General features: G+C 69.4%; 14 protein-coding genes. 4 read left to right on the top strand and 10 right to left on the bottom strand.

Annotation, left to right across the window (positions count from 1 at the left end; translation table 11 throughout):
* Nucleotides 1–279: 279 nt before the first annotated feature.
* Entirely contained in the window at nucleotides 280–3,294 is a 3,015-nt protein-coding gene (locus Pph01_RS32680) for a GH92 family glycosyl hydrolase (protein ID WP_204077045.1), read from the bottom strand.
* Nucleotides 3,295–3,345: 51 nt separating this feature from the next.
* Here Pph01_RS32680 and Pph01_RS43460 point away from each other — a divergent pair, with 51 nt between their 5' ends.
* Nucleotides 3,346–3,474 (top strand): hypothetical protein, encoded by a 129-nt coding sequence (locus tag Pph01_RS43460; protein ID WP_275412899.1) that lies wholly within the window; start codon nucleotides 3,346–3,348, stop codon nucleotides 3,472–3,474.
* A gap of 125 nt (nucleotides 3,475–3,599) precedes the next feature.
* Here the strand turns inward: Pph01_RS43460 and Pph01_RS32675 are convergent, their stop codons facing one another.
* From Pph01_RS32675 to Pph01_RS32635, 9 genes are all read right to left on the bottom strand, one after another.
* Nucleotides 3,600–4,451, bottom strand: coding sequence for a carbohydrate deacetylase (locus tag Pph01_RS32675; protein ID WP_204077044.1), 852 nt, complete (start codon nucleotides 4,449–4,451; stop codon nucleotides 3,600–3,602).
* The gene (locus Pph01_RS32670) at nucleotides 4,451–5,839 is read right to left on the bottom strand and encodes an MFS transporter (RefSeq protein ID WP_239117182.1); all 1,389 of its coding nucleotides are present in this window, start codon (nucleotides 5,837–5,839) and stop codon (nucleotides 4,451–4,453) included. Before Pph01_RS32670 ends, Pph01_RS32675 begins: the two co-directional genes overlap by 1 nt.
* Before the next feature lie 94 nt (nucleotides 5,840–5,933).
* Entirely contained in the window at nucleotides 5,934–7,592 is a 1,659-nt protein-coding gene (locus Pph01_RS32665) for a dipeptide ABC transporter ATP-binding protein (protein WP_204077043.1), read from the bottom strand.
* Nucleotides 7,589–8,443, bottom strand: a complete 855-nt coding sequence (locus Pph01_RS32660) for an ABC transporter permease (protein ID WP_239117181.1) — start codon at nucleotides 8,441–8,443, stop codon at nucleotides 7,589–7,591. The genes Pph01_RS32665 and Pph01_RS32660 overlap by 4 nt, the downstream gene beginning before the upstream one ends.
* On the bottom strand, nucleotides 8,440–9,432 hold the full coding sequence (locus Pph01_RS32655) for an ABC transporter permease (protein ID WP_239117180.1): 993 nt from the start codon (nucleotides 9,430–9,432) through the stop codon (nucleotides 8,440–8,442). The genes Pph01_RS32660 and Pph01_RS32655 overlap by 4 nt, the downstream gene beginning before the upstream one ends.
* A complete protein-coding gene (locus Pph01_RS32650) occupies nucleotides 9,417–11,054 on the bottom strand; it encodes an ABC transporter substrate-binding protein (RefSeq protein ID WP_204077042.1) in 1,638 nt (545 codons plus the stop codon). The genes Pph01_RS32655 and Pph01_RS32650 overlap by 16 nt, the downstream gene beginning before the upstream one ends.
* A gap of 89 nt (nucleotides 11,055–11,143) precedes the next feature.
* The gene (locus tag Pph01_RS32645) at nucleotides 11,144–11,650 is read right to left on the bottom strand and encodes a flavin reductase family protein (RefSeq protein WP_204077041.1); all 507 of its coding nucleotides are present in this window, start codon (nucleotides 11,648–11,650) and stop codon (nucleotides 11,144–11,146) included.
* Entirely contained in the window at nucleotides 11,647–11,838 is a 192-nt protein-coding gene (locus Pph01_RS32640; protein WP_204077040.1) for a hypothetical protein, read from the bottom strand. The genes Pph01_RS32645 and Pph01_RS32640 overlap by 4 nt, the downstream gene beginning before the upstream one ends.
* Before the next feature lie 378 nt (nucleotides 11,839–12,216).
* The gene (locus tag Pph01_RS32635) at nucleotides 12,217–13,614 is read right to left on the bottom strand and encodes an LLM class flavin-dependent oxidoreductase (protein WP_239117179.1); all 1,398 of its coding nucleotides are present in this window, start codon (nucleotides 13,612–13,614) and stop codon (nucleotides 12,217–12,219) included.
* A gap of 232 nt (nucleotides 13,615–13,846) precedes the next feature.
* Between Pph01_RS32635 and Pph01_RS32630 the strand changes: the two genes are divergently transcribed.
* The 3 genes from Pph01_RS32630 to Pph01_RS32620 are packed head-to-tail and all read left to right on the top strand — an operon-like array spanning nucleotide 13,847 to nucleotide 17,444.
* Nucleotides 13,847–15,067, top strand: a complete 1,221-nt coding sequence (locus Pph01_RS32630) for an SfnB family sulfur acquisition oxidoreductase (protein WP_204077039.1) — start codon at nucleotides 13,847–13,849, stop codon at nucleotides 15,065–15,067.
* Between the two features lie 10 nt (nucleotides 15,068–15,077).
* Nucleotides 15,078–16,235: an LLM class flavin-dependent oxidoreductase gene (locus Pph01_RS32625; RefSeq protein ID WP_204077038.1), complete on the top strand. Its 1,158-nt coding sequence runs from the start codon at nucleotides 15,078–15,080 to the stop codon at nucleotides 16,233–16,235.
* 12 nt (nucleotides 16,236–16,247) lie between these two features.
* Nucleotides 16,248–17,444 (top strand): acyl-CoA dehydrogenase family protein, encoded by a 1,197-nt coding sequence (locus Pph01_RS32620; protein WP_204077037.1) that lies wholly within the window; start codon nucleotides 16,248–16,250, stop codon nucleotides 17,442–17,444.
* Nucleotides 17,445–18,230 lie beyond the last annotated feature (786 nt).

The following is an 18,230-nucleotide window of genomic DNA, read 5'->3' as shown; positions in this document are numbered from 1 at the left end:
CCCCCGACCTCTGTGACGTCAATGTGCCGGTAGGACCCGTCGATGCCGACGGGCGCCGCCTGGTCATGGACCTGGGTCATTCGCTCACACCTTTCGAGGGGTGATGTGTACGTCTGCCTTGTCTCAGCGTGTGCCGAGGAGAACCATATTGTCAACTATCCCTATAGGATTACTAGGTATTTCACCACGACGTGCGCCGGGGCAGTCCCGCCCCCGGCGCACCGGTCGTCACCCGCATGACCTCCTGCGCGAGAAGACCGTGATCTTCGTCGGCGACCCTCAGGCGCGGGTGGTGCTGAGGGCGAACACCTTGAGGTTCGCGGTCGCGGTGCTCGTGAGCGAAACGACCTCGCGGTTCGAGTCGACCGGGAGGGTGACATGCCAGATGCGCACCGCTCGGCCGTCGGCTGTGCCGTTGACGTTGTAGCGCGTGTCCGCCGTGATCACGGTCTCCTCACCGAAATGAGGTAACGGGCTCGCCCAGTCCGTCACCTTCAGCGGGGCCGTCGACGTCGTGCCGTCAGCGTAGGTGACGGTCACATCGGCCTGCTGGTCGCCGTTCACGGCGGTGACGAGCAGGTCGACGGCGGCGTAACGGCCCGGGGTGAGGTAGGCCCGCTGGCCGCGCAGGCTCAGGAAGTTCCCCGCCGTACCCGCCGTCTGGGGGATCACGTAGTCGCGACCGGCCACGGTTCGAAGGCCGGGAGCGGGCAACTGCTCCGCAGGGAAGCTCCAGCCCTTTCCGTCCAGGTTTCCCTGGGCCTTGGCGTCCGCGGTGGACACGCCGTCCACGTCGTACTGCAGAACCTGCGCGCAGTACGAGCCGGATGGAACACAGGAGCCCGGGAGGTTCGGCACGGGAACGTCCGCGGTGGGCACGTGGTCGACCGGCAGGTCGGCCGTGCTCGTCCCCCACGACGTGTCGGGCGTCGCACCGACGTCGACGACGACGTCACCGCCCTTGTTGACCACTGACTCCGACAGCCAGGACCGGTTGGAGGTCTTGCCGTCGACCCGCACCCCCTGCACGTAGATGTTGTCGGGCGACGCCTGCGGCGCGGTCACCGTGATGGTCGGCCCGCCGTCGCGCTTGACCCAGGCCTTGGGGAACATAGGGCTCGACAGCAGCATCTCGGCGCGGCTGGGCGTCTGCGGGTACATGCCGAGCGCGGCGAACACGTACCACGCGGACATCGTGCCGAGGTCGTCGTTGCCGGGCAGGCCGCCCCGGCCGGTCTTGTACACCCGCGACGCCATCGCCCGTACGGTCTCCTGGGTCTTCCAGGGCTGCCCGAGCGCGTTGTAGAGCCACGGCGTGTGGATGCCCGGTTCGTTGGTCGGGTCGTAGCGGAAGCCGTCTCCGCCGGTCGCCCACGAACCGTCAGGGCGGTGGAAGAACGCGTCGAGACGCTCGGAGGCCCGCTGCGCGCCTCCCATGGCGGCTGCCAGCCCCGACACGTCGTGCTGGACCATCCATGTGTAGGTCGCGCTGGTGCCCTGGGCGAACCCGGTCTCGGAAGTCGTGGAGAACGGCCACACCCAGCTGCCGTCGGCGTTGCGCGCCTGCTGGAATCCCCCGTCGCTCGCGGCCGAGGGGTTGAAGGTGTTGCGCCACCAGCTCGCCCGCGGGATCAGGGTCTGGTAGTCGGAGGTCTTCCCGAGCCGCTCGGCCCAGTCGGCGAGTGCGAAGTCGGCCGTCGAGTTCTCCAGCGTCTCCGCCGCGCCGCCCCAGCAGTGGCAGGAGTTCTGCGGTGCGTAGCCGAGCTTCAGGTAATCGGCCAGGCCGGGGCGCTGGCCCTCGCACTGCCCCGGACATCCGGCGTCGGAGGGGTTCCCCGGGTTCGGCACGGTGGCCTGCCGGACGAGGGAGCCGAACGCGCCGCGCACGTCGAAGTTCCGGACGCCCAGCGCGTAGAACCCTGCCAGGGTCGGGGCCGACGGGTCACCCGTCATCACGTGCGTCGGGCCGTTGACGTGGATCCAGCGGTCCCACACGCCGCCGTTCTCCTGCGCGAGGTTGTACAGCGACTGCGCGAAGTCACCGGCGACCTTGGGTTCGAGCAGCGCCAGCAGCTGGGTGTGGGCACGGTACTGGTCCCAGCCGGAGAAGTTGCCGTACTGCACGCGCTGGCCGTGGGCCAGCCGATGCACCTTCTGGTCGGAGCCGAGGTAGGTCCCGGCGACGTCGCTGGAGACGTTGGGCTCGAGGAAGGAGTGGTACATCGCCGTGTAGAACGTGGTGAGCTGATCGTCGGACCCGCCGGCGACTTCGATCGACCGGAGTTGGTCGTTCCAGGCCCGGCGAGCGTCGGCCGCCACCGAGGCGACGTCGTCCTTCCGCTTGATCTCGCGCTTGAGGTTCTCCTTGGCGGCGTCCAGGCTCGTGTAGGAGATGCCGACCTTCATCTGGACGTCGGCGTCGGAGGTCGTGTCGAAGCTGACGTATCCGCCCGACCCGCGACCCGCACGGTCCGCGCCCGTCGCGTAACCCTCGCCGCCGCTCGCCGTCGTGGCTCCGGGCCGCAACTCGCTGTTGACCCAGGTGCCGTTGCCGGCGAAGTCACGGTCGAACGACGCGACGAAATACAGCCGGTAGTAGGTCTTGCGGTTGTTCACCCCGCCGTTGGCGCGCCGCCCGCAGAAGGCGCCCGTCAGCACCGAACCGGTCACCGTACGGCCGGCCGGATCGATCGTGATCTCCGCGTCCTCGCTGCCGTTGAGCGAGTTGGACACCCGGAACAGCAGGTTGGCGGGAGCGCCCTGGGGGAAGGTGAACTCGCCGACGCCCGCGCGGGTCGTGGCCGACAGGTCGGCCTTGGCACCTGAGTCGAGCATGACGGTGTAACGACCCGGCTGCGCCGTTTCGTTGGCGTGGCTGAAGGTGCTGGCGTAGACCGCGTCGCGGGTGTCCGCCGTCGGCGAGGACGTGACGGCACCGACATAGGGCATGATCGGGATGTCTCCCGCGGCCCCGGGTGCGCAGCCCGCGCCGTTGACGTGCGTCAGCGCGAACCCGCGAACCCGCGGCGTGCCGTAGGCGTACCCGTTGGCGCCTGCGGCGTTCGTCTGGTCTCCTGCGGTGTTGGTCGGGCTCCAGGAGATCATTCCGTACGGCCGGACGGCACCGGGGTACGTGTTGCCTCCGTTGGCCGAGCCGATCAGCGGGTCGACATAGCGGACGGGGTCGGAAACCTTGGCCGGCGCGGTGCCGGCGTCCGCCGGCACGGCACCGAGGCCCGCGCCGAACAGAGCACCGGCGAGCGCGGTGGCAAGGTACTTACGAAGTGAAAGCACCCGGTGATCTCATCCGCCCGCTTTGACTGAAACGTAAACGCTTGCGTAAGTATGGCCATCAGCACGATCAACAACATCGAGTTCTCCGCCGCGGACGAGCGTGAGCGTCCCGCCCCCGAGGCCGCGGCCCCGCTCCCCCGCACCCCGACCGGCGAACGGTCACCGATCAGGGCAGGATGATGACGGTCTTGCCACGTAGCCCCAGGCCGGGCGCGCGCCTTTACATCGTAGATCTCTTGCGCATTCGATTCGATGCCTCTCCGAGGCGTCCGGGTACGTCCTTCCCTGCCTCGACGACGACTTGATCAAAGAGATTCCGGCGAGGGGCGTTTCCACCAGTCGCCGACGACCTCGACGCCCTCACTCCCGAGGGCGTCGAGCCACGCCGGGTCACGCAGCAACCGCGCCTCCCAGGCCCGCACGATGCCGTCCGGTCCCGTGACCGCGTCCTCGCGGGACGGGTGCAGGAACAACTCGCTCGTCCCCTCGGGCAGGGCCGCGAGCCGGTGGAGGTACTCGTCCCGCAGTCGCTCGTAGGAGCCGAGCTCGTGTGCCCGGCTCCGATTGGTCGCGATCGTCTGCGGGATGGGCACACCGAGTGCGTCGGCGAGAGCGACGGCACGCTCGTGCGCCGCCGCGAGCCGCGGCGGGAGCGGCGCGCCGAAGTACGGCTCCGGATCACGGGGCAGCCGGAAGGCGAGGCCGCGGCGCGCACACCACTCAAGTGTCTCGGCGAGCCACGATCGGCCGTGCAGGCCGTAGAGGGTGCCTGCGTGGGAGTCGGCCGCTTCGGGCGTGAGGCCCCGGTCGCGCATCCATTGCAGCTGTGCGTCCGCCTCTCCTATGACATCCCCGGCCTCGCCGCGGGCCCCGAGAGCCAGTGGATCGTCACTGAGTGTCCCGTCCGGATCGACGAGGCTCGCCGCGCCGTTGAGGGGCCGCCAGCGCGGAAGCCCGCGCTCACTCGTGAGCGTCACGTGCAGCCGCGGCACCACGCCGAGCTCCCGGACCAGGTTCGCGGCCTGCACCGCGACCGGCGAGACGGAGATGAGCGTCGTCGCGGTGACATGCCCCTCGGCGAGCAGTGCGACGACGACCTCCGTCGTCCCGGGCTCACGGCCGAGATCGTCGGCAGTGATCACGACGCGACGGGTCATCAGGTGCGCTCCGCGGGGGACTCGTTCACGGGACCGTCGTGCGGCGGCTCGACCGGCTCAGCCGCATCAGGCGGCGTCTCGAGCGGGATCGACACGAATCTCGCGGCGACCGCCCCGATCGCCGTCAGCACGAACGGATACACGCACAGGTACACCCGGAACGCGAGCCCGGCGCCTGTCCCGGGGTCGTCACCTGAGTTGTAGCCGAAGAACACGCCCAGGGATGTGAGGGCGAGTCCCGTCACGATCCCGTTGAGACGGCTGAAGAAGCCGAACGCGGATAGGAAGAGTCCTTCGCGGTGCTCCCCGTTGCGCGCGGCGTCGGCGTCCAGCACGCGCGCGACGATGAGGTCGTTCGTCGCGAGCATTCCCGACCATCCGACGCCGACGAGCGCCCCCGCGGCGATCGCCGTGACGAGGTCGGTGGCGAAGAACAAGGCCGCGAAGCTGACCGCGAGGACCGCGAAGGCGAGCCGCCAGGTCCACAGGGCGCCGCGGCGTGCGACGACGCGCGTCCACACCGCGAGGCCGCCCGCCGAGATGAGGATGACGATGCCCTGAAGGTAGAGCGCGTTCTCCACCGGGAGCCCAAGCGAGTAGCGCACGTACAGCTGGATGCCCGAGAGGACCAGTGCCATGGCTATGCCGTAGCAGGCGCCAGTGAGCCCGACCGTCCAGAACATCGGGTTGCGCACGATCGACCACACGCTGCGCAGCAGCAGCGGCCGCTCGCGCGTGGAGTAGCGGGGACTCTCGCGCGCGCCGAGCGCCATGAAAACGATCACGACGAGCGCGACCACGCCATAAATGATCGCTGTGATCTGGAAGCCTTCGGTGGATTCCTCGGTGCCGAACACTTTCGTCGTGAGCAACGGTGTGACCGCGAGCGAGATCACGAGTGCCACGAGTTGGAAGCCCTGGCGCAGACTGTTGGCGACCGCGCGGTCGCGCTCCTGCGGGTACAGCTCGGGGAGCAGCGCGCCGTAGTTCGCGTTGAGCATCGAGTCGAAGGCCTCGCACAGGATCGCGAACACCGCGAACCAGAGCAGGAGTCCGACACCCTGTGCGGACTTCGGCGTGGAGAAGAACGCGATCATGCAGGCCGCGAGCATCGGCGCGCCGACGAGCAGCCACGGGCGGCGCCTGCCGAACCGGCTTCGGGTGCGGTCGGAGAGGTGGCCGAGCAGCGGGTTGTCGAGCGCGTCGATGACCGCGTAGACCACCATGACCGCGCCGTAAGCGCGAACGTCGAGCCCGAGGATGTCGACGTAGAACAGGATCATCGATCCCTTGATCATGTTGATCGGGATCGAGGTGCCGAACATCCCGATGGCGTAGCGCCACGCGGGAGTCCTTCCCAGGGTGGATGCCGTATCGGGCTGGGACACGCGACGCCCCTCCTCGCTGGTGCCGACGATGTGCGCGGCATCACCTTCCTACTCCAAGGAGAACGGCGGGTGAAGTGGAGTCGTGCCGCGGAGCTCAGCTCACTCCCAAGGGGGTAGGCGGCTGCGCCGATCGAGTGGTCAGGCGCGGGATCGCGGCGAGCAGTTCGCGGGTGTAATCGTGTTGCGGGTCGGTGAAGACGCTGCGGACGTCGCCGGACTCCAGCACTCTCCCCTGCCGCATCACCAGCACCCTGTCACTGGCGTGGTACACGACGCCGAGGTCGTGAGAGATGAACAGATACGCCACCCGCAGCCGAGCCTGCAGGTCGGCGAGCAGGTCGAGGATCTGCGCCTGCACCGAGACGTCCAGCGCGGACACCGGCTCGTCGCAGACGATGACCTCCGGCTCGGCGGCCAGGGCCCGGGCGACGGCCACCCGCTGCCGCTGCCCGCCGGACAACTCCAGCGGCCTCCGGCGCAGATATCCCGCGTCGAGCGCGACCATCTCGAGGAGTTCGACGGTGCGGTCCCGGCGACGGGTGCCACGCGGGTAACCGGCGACGCCGAGCGCTTCACCGATGACTCTGTCGACCGTGTAGCGCGGGTCGAAGGAGCTGAGCGGGTCCTGGTACACGATCTGCAGCCGACGCCGATGGGCGCGCTGCTGCTCGGGGGTCAGCGCGGTCCACGGGGTCCCGTCGACCCGCACCTCGCCGGCGTCCGGCGTCTCCAGGCCGAGCAGCAGCCGGGCGGTGGTGCTCTTGCCGGAACCGGATTCCCCCACGATGCCCAGCGTCTCGCCGGCCCGCAGGGTCAGTGAGACGTCTTCGACCGCGATCCGCGCGACGCCGTCCGGCCCGGGGAACGACTTGCGGAGTTCTACGGCGGTGAGGACGGGCGTCCCTGCCGGCGCCGGAACGGGGACCGAGACCGGCGCGGAGGCCGCGGGCCGCTCCACTGCCGACAGCCGAGTGCCCTTCGCGTGCTCGGACGGCACCGCCGCCAGCAGCGCCTTGGTGTACGGGTGCTGCGGGTCCTGCAGCACCGCCTCGGTGTCGCCCAGCTCGACGATCCGGCCGTTCTTCATGACCGCGACCCGGTCGGCCAGCCGGGCGACCACCGCCAGGTCGTGGCTGACGATCAGCAGTCCGCCGCTGTTGCCTTTGAGCGAGCCGAGCAGATCGAGCACCTGCAGGGCGACGGTCGCGTCGAGCGCGGTGGTCGGCTCATCCGCGAGCAGCAGTTCGGGGCCGCACGCGATGGCCGAGGCGATGAGCGCCCGCTGGCGCAGTCCGCCGGACAGCTGGTGCGGGTACTGGGCGGCCCGCACCTCGGGCTCCGGCACCCCGACGGAGTGCAGCAGTTCGTGTACGCGCGCGGCCCGCGCGGCCCGGTTCATCGAGGTGTGCAGGGCCAGCGGCTCGGCGATCTCCCGGCCCACCGGCCGCAGGGGGTCGAGGGAGGCCATCGCGTCCTGGAGCACGAACCCGATCCGCGCTCCGCGGACCCGCCGCCATGTCCGGTCGGTGAAGCCGGTGACGTCCGTGCCGTCGAAGCGCAGCCGTTCGGCGTGCACGCGGGCGCCGTACCCGGGGAGGCCGACGAGGGTGCGGGTCGTCACGCTCTTGCCGGAGCCCGACTCCCCCACCAACGCGAGGCATTCCCCGCGCTGCAGGGTGAAGGAGACGCCGTCGACGACCGTGGTGCCGTGGAATGAGACCTTCAGCCCGGTGACCTCGAGCAGGCTGGTCATGTGGTTCTCCCTTCGGAGCGGCGGCGCAGTTCGCGGCCGAGCACGGTGATGGACAGCACCGTCAGCGTGATCGCCACACTCGGCACGGCCACCAGGAACCAGTCGTTGGAGATGTACTGCAGGCCGTTGGAGAGCATGTCGCCCCACTCGGCGGCCGGCGGCTCGGCGCCCAACCCCAGGAAGCTCAGTGCGGCGCCGGCGCTGATCGCGCTGCCCACCCCGATGGTCGACAGCACCAGCACCGGCCGGATCGCGTTGGGCAGAACGTGCCGCCAGACCACCGTGGAGCGCGGTATGCCCAGCCCCGTGGCCGCCTCGACGAAGGTGGAGCGGCGCACGATGTGCGTCTGTGCCCGCACGATCCTCGCGTACGACGGGATGCCGGCGAACGCGACGGCGAACATCGCATTGGTGCTGCCGGCGCCTGCCAGGGTGATGACCACCAGCGCCAGCAGCAACTCCGGGATGGACAGCACCACGTCGATCAGCCGCATGATGAGGCTCTCGGTCAGCCGGCTGCCCAGCCCGGCCGCCAGACCCAGCACGGCGCCGCCGGTGACCGCGATCGCCGTGGCGCCCAGCCCCATCACCAGCGAGGGCCGGGCGCCGTAGACCATGCGGCTGAGCACGTCGCGGCCGGACTCGTCGGTACCGAGCAGGTGACTGCCACCGGGGGGCAGGAACGCCCCCTCGGCACCGATCTGCAAGGGATCGTGCGGCGCCAGCAGCTGTGGCACGAGGGCGGCGACCACGACGGCCGCCACGAACAGCCCGGCCAGGATCAGCCCGGGGCGCAGCCGGACCCGACTCGCCCGCGGCAGCACCGCCCCCGTGGCGGTCAACGCGCTCACCGGGTCACCAGCCTCGGGTCGATGACCGTGTACGCGATGTCCACCAGCAGGTTCACCACGACGTAGACGAAGGCGGCGAAGACCACCAGGCCCAGCACCATCGGGATGTCCTTGGTGGTCACCGCTGAGAGCATCAGCTGCCCCACGCCCTGGCGGACGAACAGCGTCTCGGTGATGACCGCGCCGCCGAGCAGACCGCCGACCACGAAGCCGGACATCGTCACGATCTGCACCAGCGCGTGGCGCAGGGCATGCCGCACCCGTACCACGGTGTCTCGCATGCCGCGGCTGCGGGCCGTGAGGATGAAGGGTTGCTCCAGCACCTCCTCGAGCTCGCCGCGCAGCACCTGGGCGAGCACCGCGCCGATCGGCAACGCCAGGGTGAGCGTCGGAAGGATCAGCGCGCGCGGCCCGTCGTTGCCGGAGACGGGCAGGACCTTGAGGGTGAAGGAGAAGACGATGAGCAGCACGATGCCGATCACGAACGTCGGCGTCGCGGACAGCGTCAGCTCCACTCCGGAGGCGATCGACCGCCACGGCCGCCTCCGCGCGGTCAGCACCGCCGCCGCGATCGCGAGCAGCACCGCCACGGCGGCCGCCGCCACCGCGAGCTGAACGGTCTGGCCGAGCTGCTCGGAGATCGCCTGGCTCACCGCGATCCGCTGCTGGTACGACCGGCCCAGGTCGCCGTGGAGCAGGCGGCCGAGGTAGTCCAGGTACTGGTGGTAGAGAGGCTGGTCCAGGCCGAGGTCCCGGCGGACCTGGTCCAGCACCTCCTTGGTCGGGTTGGCGCCCTGGCCGGCCACGGTGGACAGCGCGGCGTCGCCCGCGGTGACGTGCAACGCGATGAAGCTGAGCGTGGCCGCGCCCCACAGAACCCCCACCCCGGCGAGCAGCCGCACTCCGATCCGCTTGGCTATGGCGACCAGGGTGGGGTGCCCGGCGAGCAGGGTCGCCGTCGCGCCGCGGGTGGTCATTTCGTCAGCCACGCGTAGGTGAACACGGGCGTGGCGTGCGACGTGTCGGTGATGACGCCCTGCAGCTTCTTGCTCGTCGCCCACAACACCGAGTTGTCATAGATCGGGACGCCGGGCACCAGGTCGACCAGCCGCTGCTGGACCTTGCCGTACAGGTCCTTGAGTTTCGCGCTGTCCGTGGTCTGGCGGGCCTGCTCCAACCATGTGTCGATCTCGGGGTCGGAGAGGTGGGACAGGTTCTGCCCCAGGCGCTTGTCGTTCGGGATGCTCTCCGTCGCGTACTTGATGTAGAGCACGTCCGGCGTGTTGGTGTGCCAGACCCCGGAGAGGAGGTCGTAGTCGCCGGCGTACCGCAGCGTGGTGACCTGCGTGAGGGGCAGGAGGTTCACGTTCACCTTGAAGCCGACCGCCTTGGCCTGTGCCTGGACCAGGTTGTAGATCGGGCTGACCGTGGCCGTCTGGGTCACCGGCAACTGCGCCTCCAGGACCTTGCCGTCCTTCGTGCGGTAACCGTCGGCGTCGCGCCCGGTCCAGCCGGCCTGGTCGAGGAGCTGGTTGGCCTTCGCGGGGTCGTACCCCGGGAACTTCACCTTCGGGTCGTAATACTGGGTGACCCGGTCGAGGAAGCCGGTCGCCGGTTGCCGCTGCCCGAACCCGATCGTCTGGATGATCGCCGGCACGTTGACGGATGCCGCGAAGGCCCGGCGGACGTCGATGTCGTCGAACGGCGCCCGGGAGACGTTGAAGTCGAGGGTGAACGGCCAGCCGATCCGGTTGTTGTTGTGGTACTCGAGGTTCGGGTTGGACTTCACGGTCTGCGCGTTCTGCGCCGGCAGATAGCCGGTGGCCTGGTATTGGCCGCTGACCAGCGAGTTGAAGCGCACCGCGTCCTGGCCCACCCAGTCGACCTTGATGCCGTCGAGGTAGGCCGGACCGCTGCGCTTCAACAGGTCGGGCGGCCAGTTGTAGTCGGCCCGGCGGGCGAAGGTGACGCTCTGGTTCTTCGTGTAGCCGGTCAGCACGAACGGACCGGAGCCGACCGGGTGCTCGCACAGTTGGGCCGGGGTGCTCTCCTTGATCGCCTTGGGCGACTCCATGCCGAGCCAGCCCTGGGCCAGCACGGTCAGAAACGGGACGTACGGCCGGGACAGGTGCACCTCGAGCGTGTGGTCGTCGATGATCTTGCCGTCCTTGTACGGCGCGATGTACGGGCCGGCCAGTGGCGAGCGGGTCGCCGGGTTGAGCATGTGCTCGAAGTTGGTGACGACCGCCTGGGCGTCGAACACGGCCCCGTCGCTGAAGGTCACGCCCTTACGCAGGTGAAAGGTGTAGGTCTTGGCGTCGGGCGAAATCTCCCAGGAGGTGGCCAGCCACGGCGACGGGTCGCCCTTCTCGTCCAGGTAGACCAGGTTGTCGGTCAGGATGTGCCCGAAGATCTGCTCCACGTCGGACGAGATCGCATGCGGGTCCAGGCACAACGGATCGAGCGACATCGACAGGTTCAGGGTGCCACCGCGCACCGGTCGGGTGGAGCCGCCGTCGACGGTGCCCGCGGTACCGCCGCCACACGCGGTCAGCAGCGACAGGCCGGCCAGCGTGGCGACGAGACTACGGACGGTTCTTGAGGGGGACAACTGACGCTCCTCGGAGGGGGTTGCGGGTACGCGGAAGTCTCCGGCCGAGCTGCGTGGGCGGCGGCCGGTGCGAAACGTTGATCAGGCGATCAGGAGTGAGGGATGAATCGGCCGAAACGGCCCTGGTGGTACAGCAGTGGCCGGCCGGAACCGTGCACCGCCGCCTCGGAGACCAGGCCCACGACGAGCACGTGGTCGCCCACGTCCACCGTCGCGTACGGCAGGCAGACCAGATGCACCGACACGTCGCTCAGCAGCGGCGTGGCATGCGGGCCGGGGCGCCAGCGTGTCGGCTCGGCGAACCGGTCGACGCCCTTCCGGGCGAACCTGGCCGCCAGCTCGCCCTGGTCGCTGGTGAGCACGTTGACGGCGAAGTGGTCGGCCGAACGCATCCGGGGCCAGGTGGTCGACGCCTGGTCCACATAGAAGGAGACCAGCGGGGGCTCCAGGCTGACGGAGGAGAACGACGTCGCGGTCAGACCGGCGGGGATTCCCCCGGTCTGAGCCGTGATCACCACGACTCCCGCGGCGTGCGCCGCGAGCGCCCTGCGGAACTGCTCGCCGTCCACGGCCCGTCCGGGGAGGGTCTCGGTCACCTTCCCGCCCCTTCCCAGCGAACCGGAACCCCTCGCGGGGCGACCCGGCCGGCCCAGGCGGTCGCGACCCACAGGACGTCCGCCTCGATCCTCGGCGTGAAGCTGCTCGGTTCGCGGACGATCCCTGGGGCCACGTCATGGTTGGGGCGACGCGCTTGCAGGCTGCCCGCCGACGTCACGATGCTCATCTGATCTCTCTTTCGTGTCCATGCCACGGACACCCGCTGCGGTTCACCTGCGGGAGCCGTTGGCGGCGGCATATGGGGTGTTCACGAGGCGATCGCAGCCTCGGACTCGCCATGGGACGACGACAGGGCTCGGTAGGGGCGGCGGCGATGCCACCGACCAGGAACGGCCCGTAATCAGCGACATTGCGCACTGGCGACGTGGCAGAGGTCCACGTGCTGGCGCCGGATCAGTCGGACATCCTGACTCACGCCACTCAACGTACGAGCTCCAGGTCATGAAGTCAACATTTCCTACTGGTTATACATAGAAATTCAAAAGAGGCCTGCCCGAAGCGGCAGCCGGGCGGCCGCGCGGGGACTCCGCCCGCGCCGTGCGGGTCAGTCCGACGCCTGGATCTTCGGTCCCCGGCGGAACGCGGCGCCTGGATGGGCGTCCGGCAGCCGGTGTATGCCTTGGCCCAGCAGGCGCTCGCGCAACGTGACGTCGTCGTACGACGTGCGATAGCGTCCGCGCCGCTGCAGTTCCGGAACGACGAGTTCGATGAAGTCCTCGGCCGTGCCCGGGGAGAGGTACTGCATGAGGTTGAACCCCGCGGCGCCGGTCTCGTCCGCCCAGCGCTCGATCTCGTCGGCCACCCGTTCCGGCGTGCCGGCCACGAACAACGGCCCACCCTGTCCGATACGGCCGACGGACGCGAGCACGTCCCGGACCTTGAGTCCTCTGCCCACCAGGGGGCGGATCGCACGCTCGGTGAAGTCCCCTCCCCGCGCGACGATGTCGTCGATCGTCTCGTCGGGGTCGTAGGCCGCGAGATCGATCCCGCTGCCGCGCTGCGCCAGGAACCCTTCCGGACTGACATGGCGTTGCAGGTCCGCCACCTTGGCGTCGGCCTCCCCCTGGGTGGGGGCGACGATCACGGAGGCACCGGGGAAGACCTTGACGTGGTCGGGGTCGCGGCCGAAGGCGGCGGCACGCCGTTTGAGATCGGCGATCTCGTCGCGCAGCGCCTCCAGGGACGGGGCGCCCGTGAAGACGGCCTCCGCGTGCCTGGCCGCGAAGTCCTTGCCGCGTTCGGAGTTGCCGGCCTGATAGATCACGGGAGTGCGTTGCGGCGACGGCTCGGACAGGTGCGGCCCGGCGACGCGGAAGTGCTTGCCGACATGGTCGATCGCGTGGACCTTCGCGGGATCGGTGTACACCCTGCGCTCCGCGTCCCTGATCACCGCGCCGTCCTCCCAGCTCCCCTCCCACAGCTTGTAGAGGACTTCCAGGTACTCCTCCGCGATTTCGTAGCGCAGGTCGTGCTCGATCTCGTCGTCGAGCCCGAAGTTTCTGGCGGCGCTGCGCAGGTAGGAGGTGACGACGTTCCACGCCACCCGCCCCTTGGTGAGGTGGTCCAGGGTGGACATCCGGCGCGCGTGCGCGAACGGCGGCTCGTAGGTGGTGGAGAACGTCACCGCGAACCCGAGATGCTCGGTCACCGCGGCCATCGCGGGCACCACGAGCAGCGGGTCGTTGGCCGGCACCTGTACGGCCTCTCGAACGGCGGTCTCCCACCCGCCCCGGTAGCGATCGTAGAGACCCACCACGTCGGCGAGGAAGACCGCGTCGAACAGCCCCCGCTCCAGCAGCCTGGCCAGGTCCGTCCAGTATTCGATGTCGGTGTACCGGTGCCTGTTGTTCTCCGGATGCGTCCACAGCCCGTGCTGGATGTGGCCGACGCAGTTCATCTCGAAGAGGTTGAAGTGGATGATCCGGCGTTCGAGGTCAGTCACGTTCACTCACTGTGGGTTCCGGTCGATCTGGCGGATACGGCCCGGCCGAGCTCGTCTGTTCGGGACTGGGACCGGGTCAGGTGGCCTCTCGGCGGCCACTGGCGGGGCTCGGCGGAATGCCGGCCCGCCATGACGCCACACCATAAGGACCCCACGACATTAAAACAAGGTTTGCCTACCTGTTTTACATGAATTAGCCTTCTCACGTGACCACGCACGAACGGACGGCGCCATGAGCATCGACAGCCCCCCATCGCGAGCTCCTGACAGATCGACCGCGCATGTGATCGCGGACGACGCGGAGGCGCTGGCCGTGGCGACGGAGCTCGCCGGCGAATTCGCGGCGGGAGCGGCGAAGCGGGACGCCCAGCGACGGCTCCCCCGACAGGAACTGGACCGGTTGTCGGCCAGCGGATTGCTCGGGGTCACCGTCCCGCGGGAACACGGCGGCGCGGACGTGCGCGCGCGGACCGTCGCCGAGGTGTTCCGGCTGCTGGCCGCCGCCGACCCGAACATCGCCCAGATCCCGCAGAGCCACATCGTCTACGTCAACGTGCTGCGCCGGCAGGGCAGCCCCGCGCAGCAGGAGTTCTTCTTCGGCGAGGTGCTGGCCGGCAGGCGCTTCGGCAACGCCCAGTCAGAGGCGGGGACGAAGCACGTGCAGGACTACCGGACGCGGCTGATCCGCGAAGGTGACGGCTTCGTGCTGCGCGGCGTCAAGCACTACAGCACGGGCGCGTTGTTCGCCGACTGGATCCCGGTGCTGGCGCGTCAGGAGGACGAGACCTTGCACGTCGCCTACGTGCCGCGCGACGCGCCCGGGCTCACCGTGGTGGACGACTGGGCGGGGATGGGGCAGCGCACCACCGCCAGCGGCACGGTACGGCTCGAGGACGTTCGCGTGCCGGCGGGTCATGTGGTGCCCCACCACCTGACGTTCACCGGACCCCAACTGCACGGCGCACTCGCGCAACTGCTCCACACGGCGATCGACGTCGGAATCGCGGCGGGCGCCCTGACCGAGGCGGTGGAGTTCGTCCGGACCAAGGCACGCCCCTGGTTCGAGAGCGGCCGGGAAACCGCGGCGGAGGACCCGCTGGTCATCCAGCGGGTCGGCGAGCTGACCATCAAGGTCCGCGCCGCCGAGGCGTTGCTGGCCGCCGCCGGCGAAGCGGTGGACGCGGCGCGAGACCACCTGACCGCGGAGTCCGCCGGCACGGCCTCGATAGCGGTCGCGACCGCGAAGGCCTACGCGGACCCGGTCGCAGTCGAGCTCGGCAGCGCCGTCTTCGAATTGGGCGGCACCAGGTCCAGCCTGGAAGGGCTCAACCTGAACCGGCACTGGCGCAACGCCCGCACCCACACCTTGCACGACCCCGCCCGCTGGAAGGTTCAGCACATCGGCCGGTACGTGCTCAACGGACAACTTCCGCCCCGCCACGGTCTGCTCTAGGGAAACAACGATGACTCTGACCTTTCACTGGTTCCTGCCCACGTACGGCGACAGCCGCGACGTCGTCGGCGGCGGCCACGGACTTCCCGCGGGATCGGCCGGCGGAGCCCGGCCGGCCACCCTGGCCTACCTGCGCCAGATCGTGCAGGCGGCCGAGCAGTTGGGCTTCGTCGGCGCCCTGACCCCCACCGGCGCCTGGTGCGAGGACGCCTGGCTGACCACGGCCATGCTCGCCGACACGACCGAGCGGCTGAAGTTCCTGGTCGCGTTCCGGCCGGGTCTCACCTCACCGACCCTGGCCGCCCAGATGGCCGCCACCTACCAACGCCACTCGGGCGGCCGGCTGCTGCTCAACGTGGTCACCGGTGGGGAGAGCCACGAGCAGCGCGCGTACGGGGACTTCCTCGACAAGGACGCCCGCTATGCCCGCGCGGACGAGTTCCTCCACATCGTGCGGGCCCTGTGGCGCGGGGAGGTCGTCGACTTCGCGGGTGAGCACCTGAAAGTCGAGGGCGCACAGCTCAACCGGCTGCCCGACCCCGTTCCGGACGTCTACTTCGGCGGCTCGTCCGCCGCCGCGGGCAAGGTCGCGGCCCGTCACGTCGACGCGTACCTCACGTGGGGCGAACCCCCCGCGGCCGTGGCGGAGAAGATCAGCTGGGTGTCCGGGCTCGCGGCGGCGGAGGGCCGCAGCCTCCGGCAGGGCATCCGGCTCCATGTGATCAGCCGGGATACCAGTGAGCAGGCGTGGGCGCAGGCCCAGCGGCTGCTCGACGGCATCGACCCGGCGACCGTCGAGAACGTCCAGGCGGGCCTCGCGCGCAGTGAGTCCGAGGGGCAGAAGCGCATGCTGGCCCTGCACGGCGGCAAACGAGACGGGTTGGAGATCTATCCGAACCTGTGGGCAGGAGTGGGACTGGTCCGCGGCGGGGCCGGCACCGCGCTGGTGGGCAGCCACACCGAGGTGGCCGACCGGATCGAGGAGTACCACCGCCTCGGCATCACCGAGTTCATCCTCTCCGGCCACCCCCACGTCGAGGAGGCGTACTGGTTCGGCGAGGGCGTGCTGCCCATCCTGCGCAGCCGCGGGCTCTGGGAGCACCCGCAGGCGGCGGACGGCGCGGACCAGGAGGCGTCCATCCCCTTCGCCTCGACGTCGTCCCGCTGACGCCCGCCGACGATGACCAGAGACACTCAGGGGCCGCCCTTCACCGAGCGTGCCGATCCGGCTGAGCTGTACGAACGTGCCGCCCGGCTCCTGCCCGGCCTCGCCGAAGGCGCCGGTGAACGGGAGCGCGTCCGGCGGCTGCCGCACGCGGAGATCCGTCAGATCGCCCAGGCGCGGCTGTTCACCTACCGGATCCCGGTCGAACACGGCGGCGCCGGCTCATCGGTCCAGGAGGCGTTCCGCTTCATCATCGATCTGGCCGCCGCCGACTCGAACATCGCCCAGGCGGTCCGCTCGAGCTTCGGTTTCGTCGAGGGGCTGCTGACCCGACCCGAAACCGAACGGCGGAAGTGGTTCCCCCGCTTCCTCGCGGGAGACGTCTTCGGCAACGCGGGCTGGGAGGTCGGTGGGGCCAATGGCGCGATTCAGACCCGGATCACCCGGCTCGGCGACCATTTCTCGGTCAGCGGCAGCAAGTTCTACAGCACGGGAGCGCTGTACGCGGACTGGGTCAGCACCGCCGCCCTCGACGACAACGGCGAGAAGGTGTTCTTCACCCTCCCCCGCGACCGGGAAGGACTGGAGCTCGTCGACGACTTCGACGGCATGGGCCAGCGGCTCACCGCCAGTGGGACCACCAATCTGAACGACGTCACCGTGTACGCGGACGAGATCAGGGCCGCGGACACCGGTGGCCGGCGCTCACCCGTGACACCGTTTCTGCAGCTCTACCTCGCCGCCGTGGAGGCGGGGATCGCGAAGAACGCCCTCGCGGACGCGACCGCCTTCGCGCGCGAGCGAGCCCGGCCCATCGCGCACAGCACCGCGCATCGGTCAGTGGACGACCCTTATGTGCAGCACGCGGTGGGCGCGATCGCCTCCAGCGCATACGCCGCCGAAGCGGCCGTCCTGCACGCCGCCGCCTCGATCGACCGGGCATGGCGCGCCGACCTACGTCCCGATCTGCTGACCACGGCGTCCGTCGAAGTGGCTCAGGCACAGGTCTTCGCGGTCGAAGCCGCGCTCAAGTCGGCCGAGTTGCTGTTCGACGTCGGTGGCGGCTCTGCGACCGGGCGTACGCACAACCTGGACAGGCACTGGCGAAACGCCCGCACCGTCGCCAACCACAACCCCCGGTACTGGAAGGCCGCTGTCGTCGGCGCCTTCCGGCTCAACGGGACCGAGCCGCCCACGAACGGTCTGTTCTGAGCTCAACGGCCAGGACGAGGGATACGAAAAGGCGGAAGCGGGGGAACGTCTGATTCGGACGCGACTCCGCCGAGAAATGAGTATCTCGGGGCGGAACTCCGGCGACTTGGGAAATGGATACGACGGGCTTCCGAATCGGGTCCGAACCTGAACCAGGTTACACCGGAGTTTGTTACACACGTATTTATTCGGTGTTAAAAGAATCGGATCGCCGAACCCCGGGGGCGGTAACCCGGAGTTACGAGCCATTGGCGCATTGTCAGGCTCTCTCCTGACCGCCGGACATAGACGTACGCCTTAACCTCGGCCTTTCGTGAATCCGGTTCTGTCGTATAGCGGCTGAACCAGGTCCCGCTTCAGCGGACGGTCATGCCGGCGGCACGGCTGTCACGTCGGATGGCGGCCCTCCACGGCCCTGAACGGCCTCCTTCCAGGGCCCGTCACTGTCGGTGAAACGCGGTTGCTCGCTCTCCCCGCGGACGACGACACACGTGTCTCCGGGCCGGCGCGACAAGTCCAGCATGGTCGGTGAATTCAGCGACCCAGACGCCGTCGCGAGGTCGCCGGTCGGTGTTTCAGGCACCTCCCCCGTCATATCAGCAGGTCCGGATCGCGGCGCGGTTGTCGTCAGCGAGCGCGAATCCGGCGGAGCGCTCCGGGCGCGGGCGGTCATCATCTGCGGCGCCCCGCATAAAAGATCTCAACAAATGAGACGTTCACCGCAAGAAACATCCAAGAAACGTGTGATCACTAGCGTCCCCGATTGCAATACTTCTCAACTCCTTT

The organism is Planotetraspora phitsanulokensis (assembly GCF_016863295.1).
Lineage (GTDB): Bacteria > Actinomycetota > Actinomycetes > Streptosporangiales > Streptosporangiaceae > Planotetraspora > Planotetraspora phitsanulokensis.
This window is presented reverse-complemented; position numbering and strand designations above follow the sequence as displayed.

Coding starts and splice junctions, on each gene's coding strand:
- Pph01_RS32620 (WP_204077037.1), top strand. CDS start 16,248: ATGACCAGAGACACTCAGGGGCCGCCCTTCACCGAGCGTGCCGATCCG.
- Pph01_RS32630 (WP_204077039.1), top strand. CDS start 13,847: ATGAGCATCGACAGCCCCCCATCGCGAGCTCCTGACAGATCGACCGCG.
- Pph01_RS32640 (WP_204077040.1), bottom strand. CDS start 11,838: ATGAGCATCGTGACGTCGGCGGGCAGCCTGCAAGCGCGTCGCCCCAAC.
- Pph01_RS43460 (WP_275412899.1), top strand. CDS start 3,346: ATGGCCATCAGCACGATCAACAACATCGAGTTCTCCGCCGCGGACGAG.
- Pph01_RS32625 (WP_204077038.1), top strand. CDS start 15,078: ATGACTCTGACCTTTCACTGGTTCCTGCCCACGTACGGCGACAGCCGC.
- Pph01_RS32665 (WP_204077043.1), bottom strand. CDS start 7,592: ATGACCAGCCTGCTCGAGGTCACCGGGCTGAAGGTCTCATTCCACGGC.
- Pph01_RS32675 (WP_204077044.1), bottom strand. CDS start 4,451: ATGACCCGTCGCGTCGTGATCACTGCCGACGATCTCGGCCGTGAGCCC.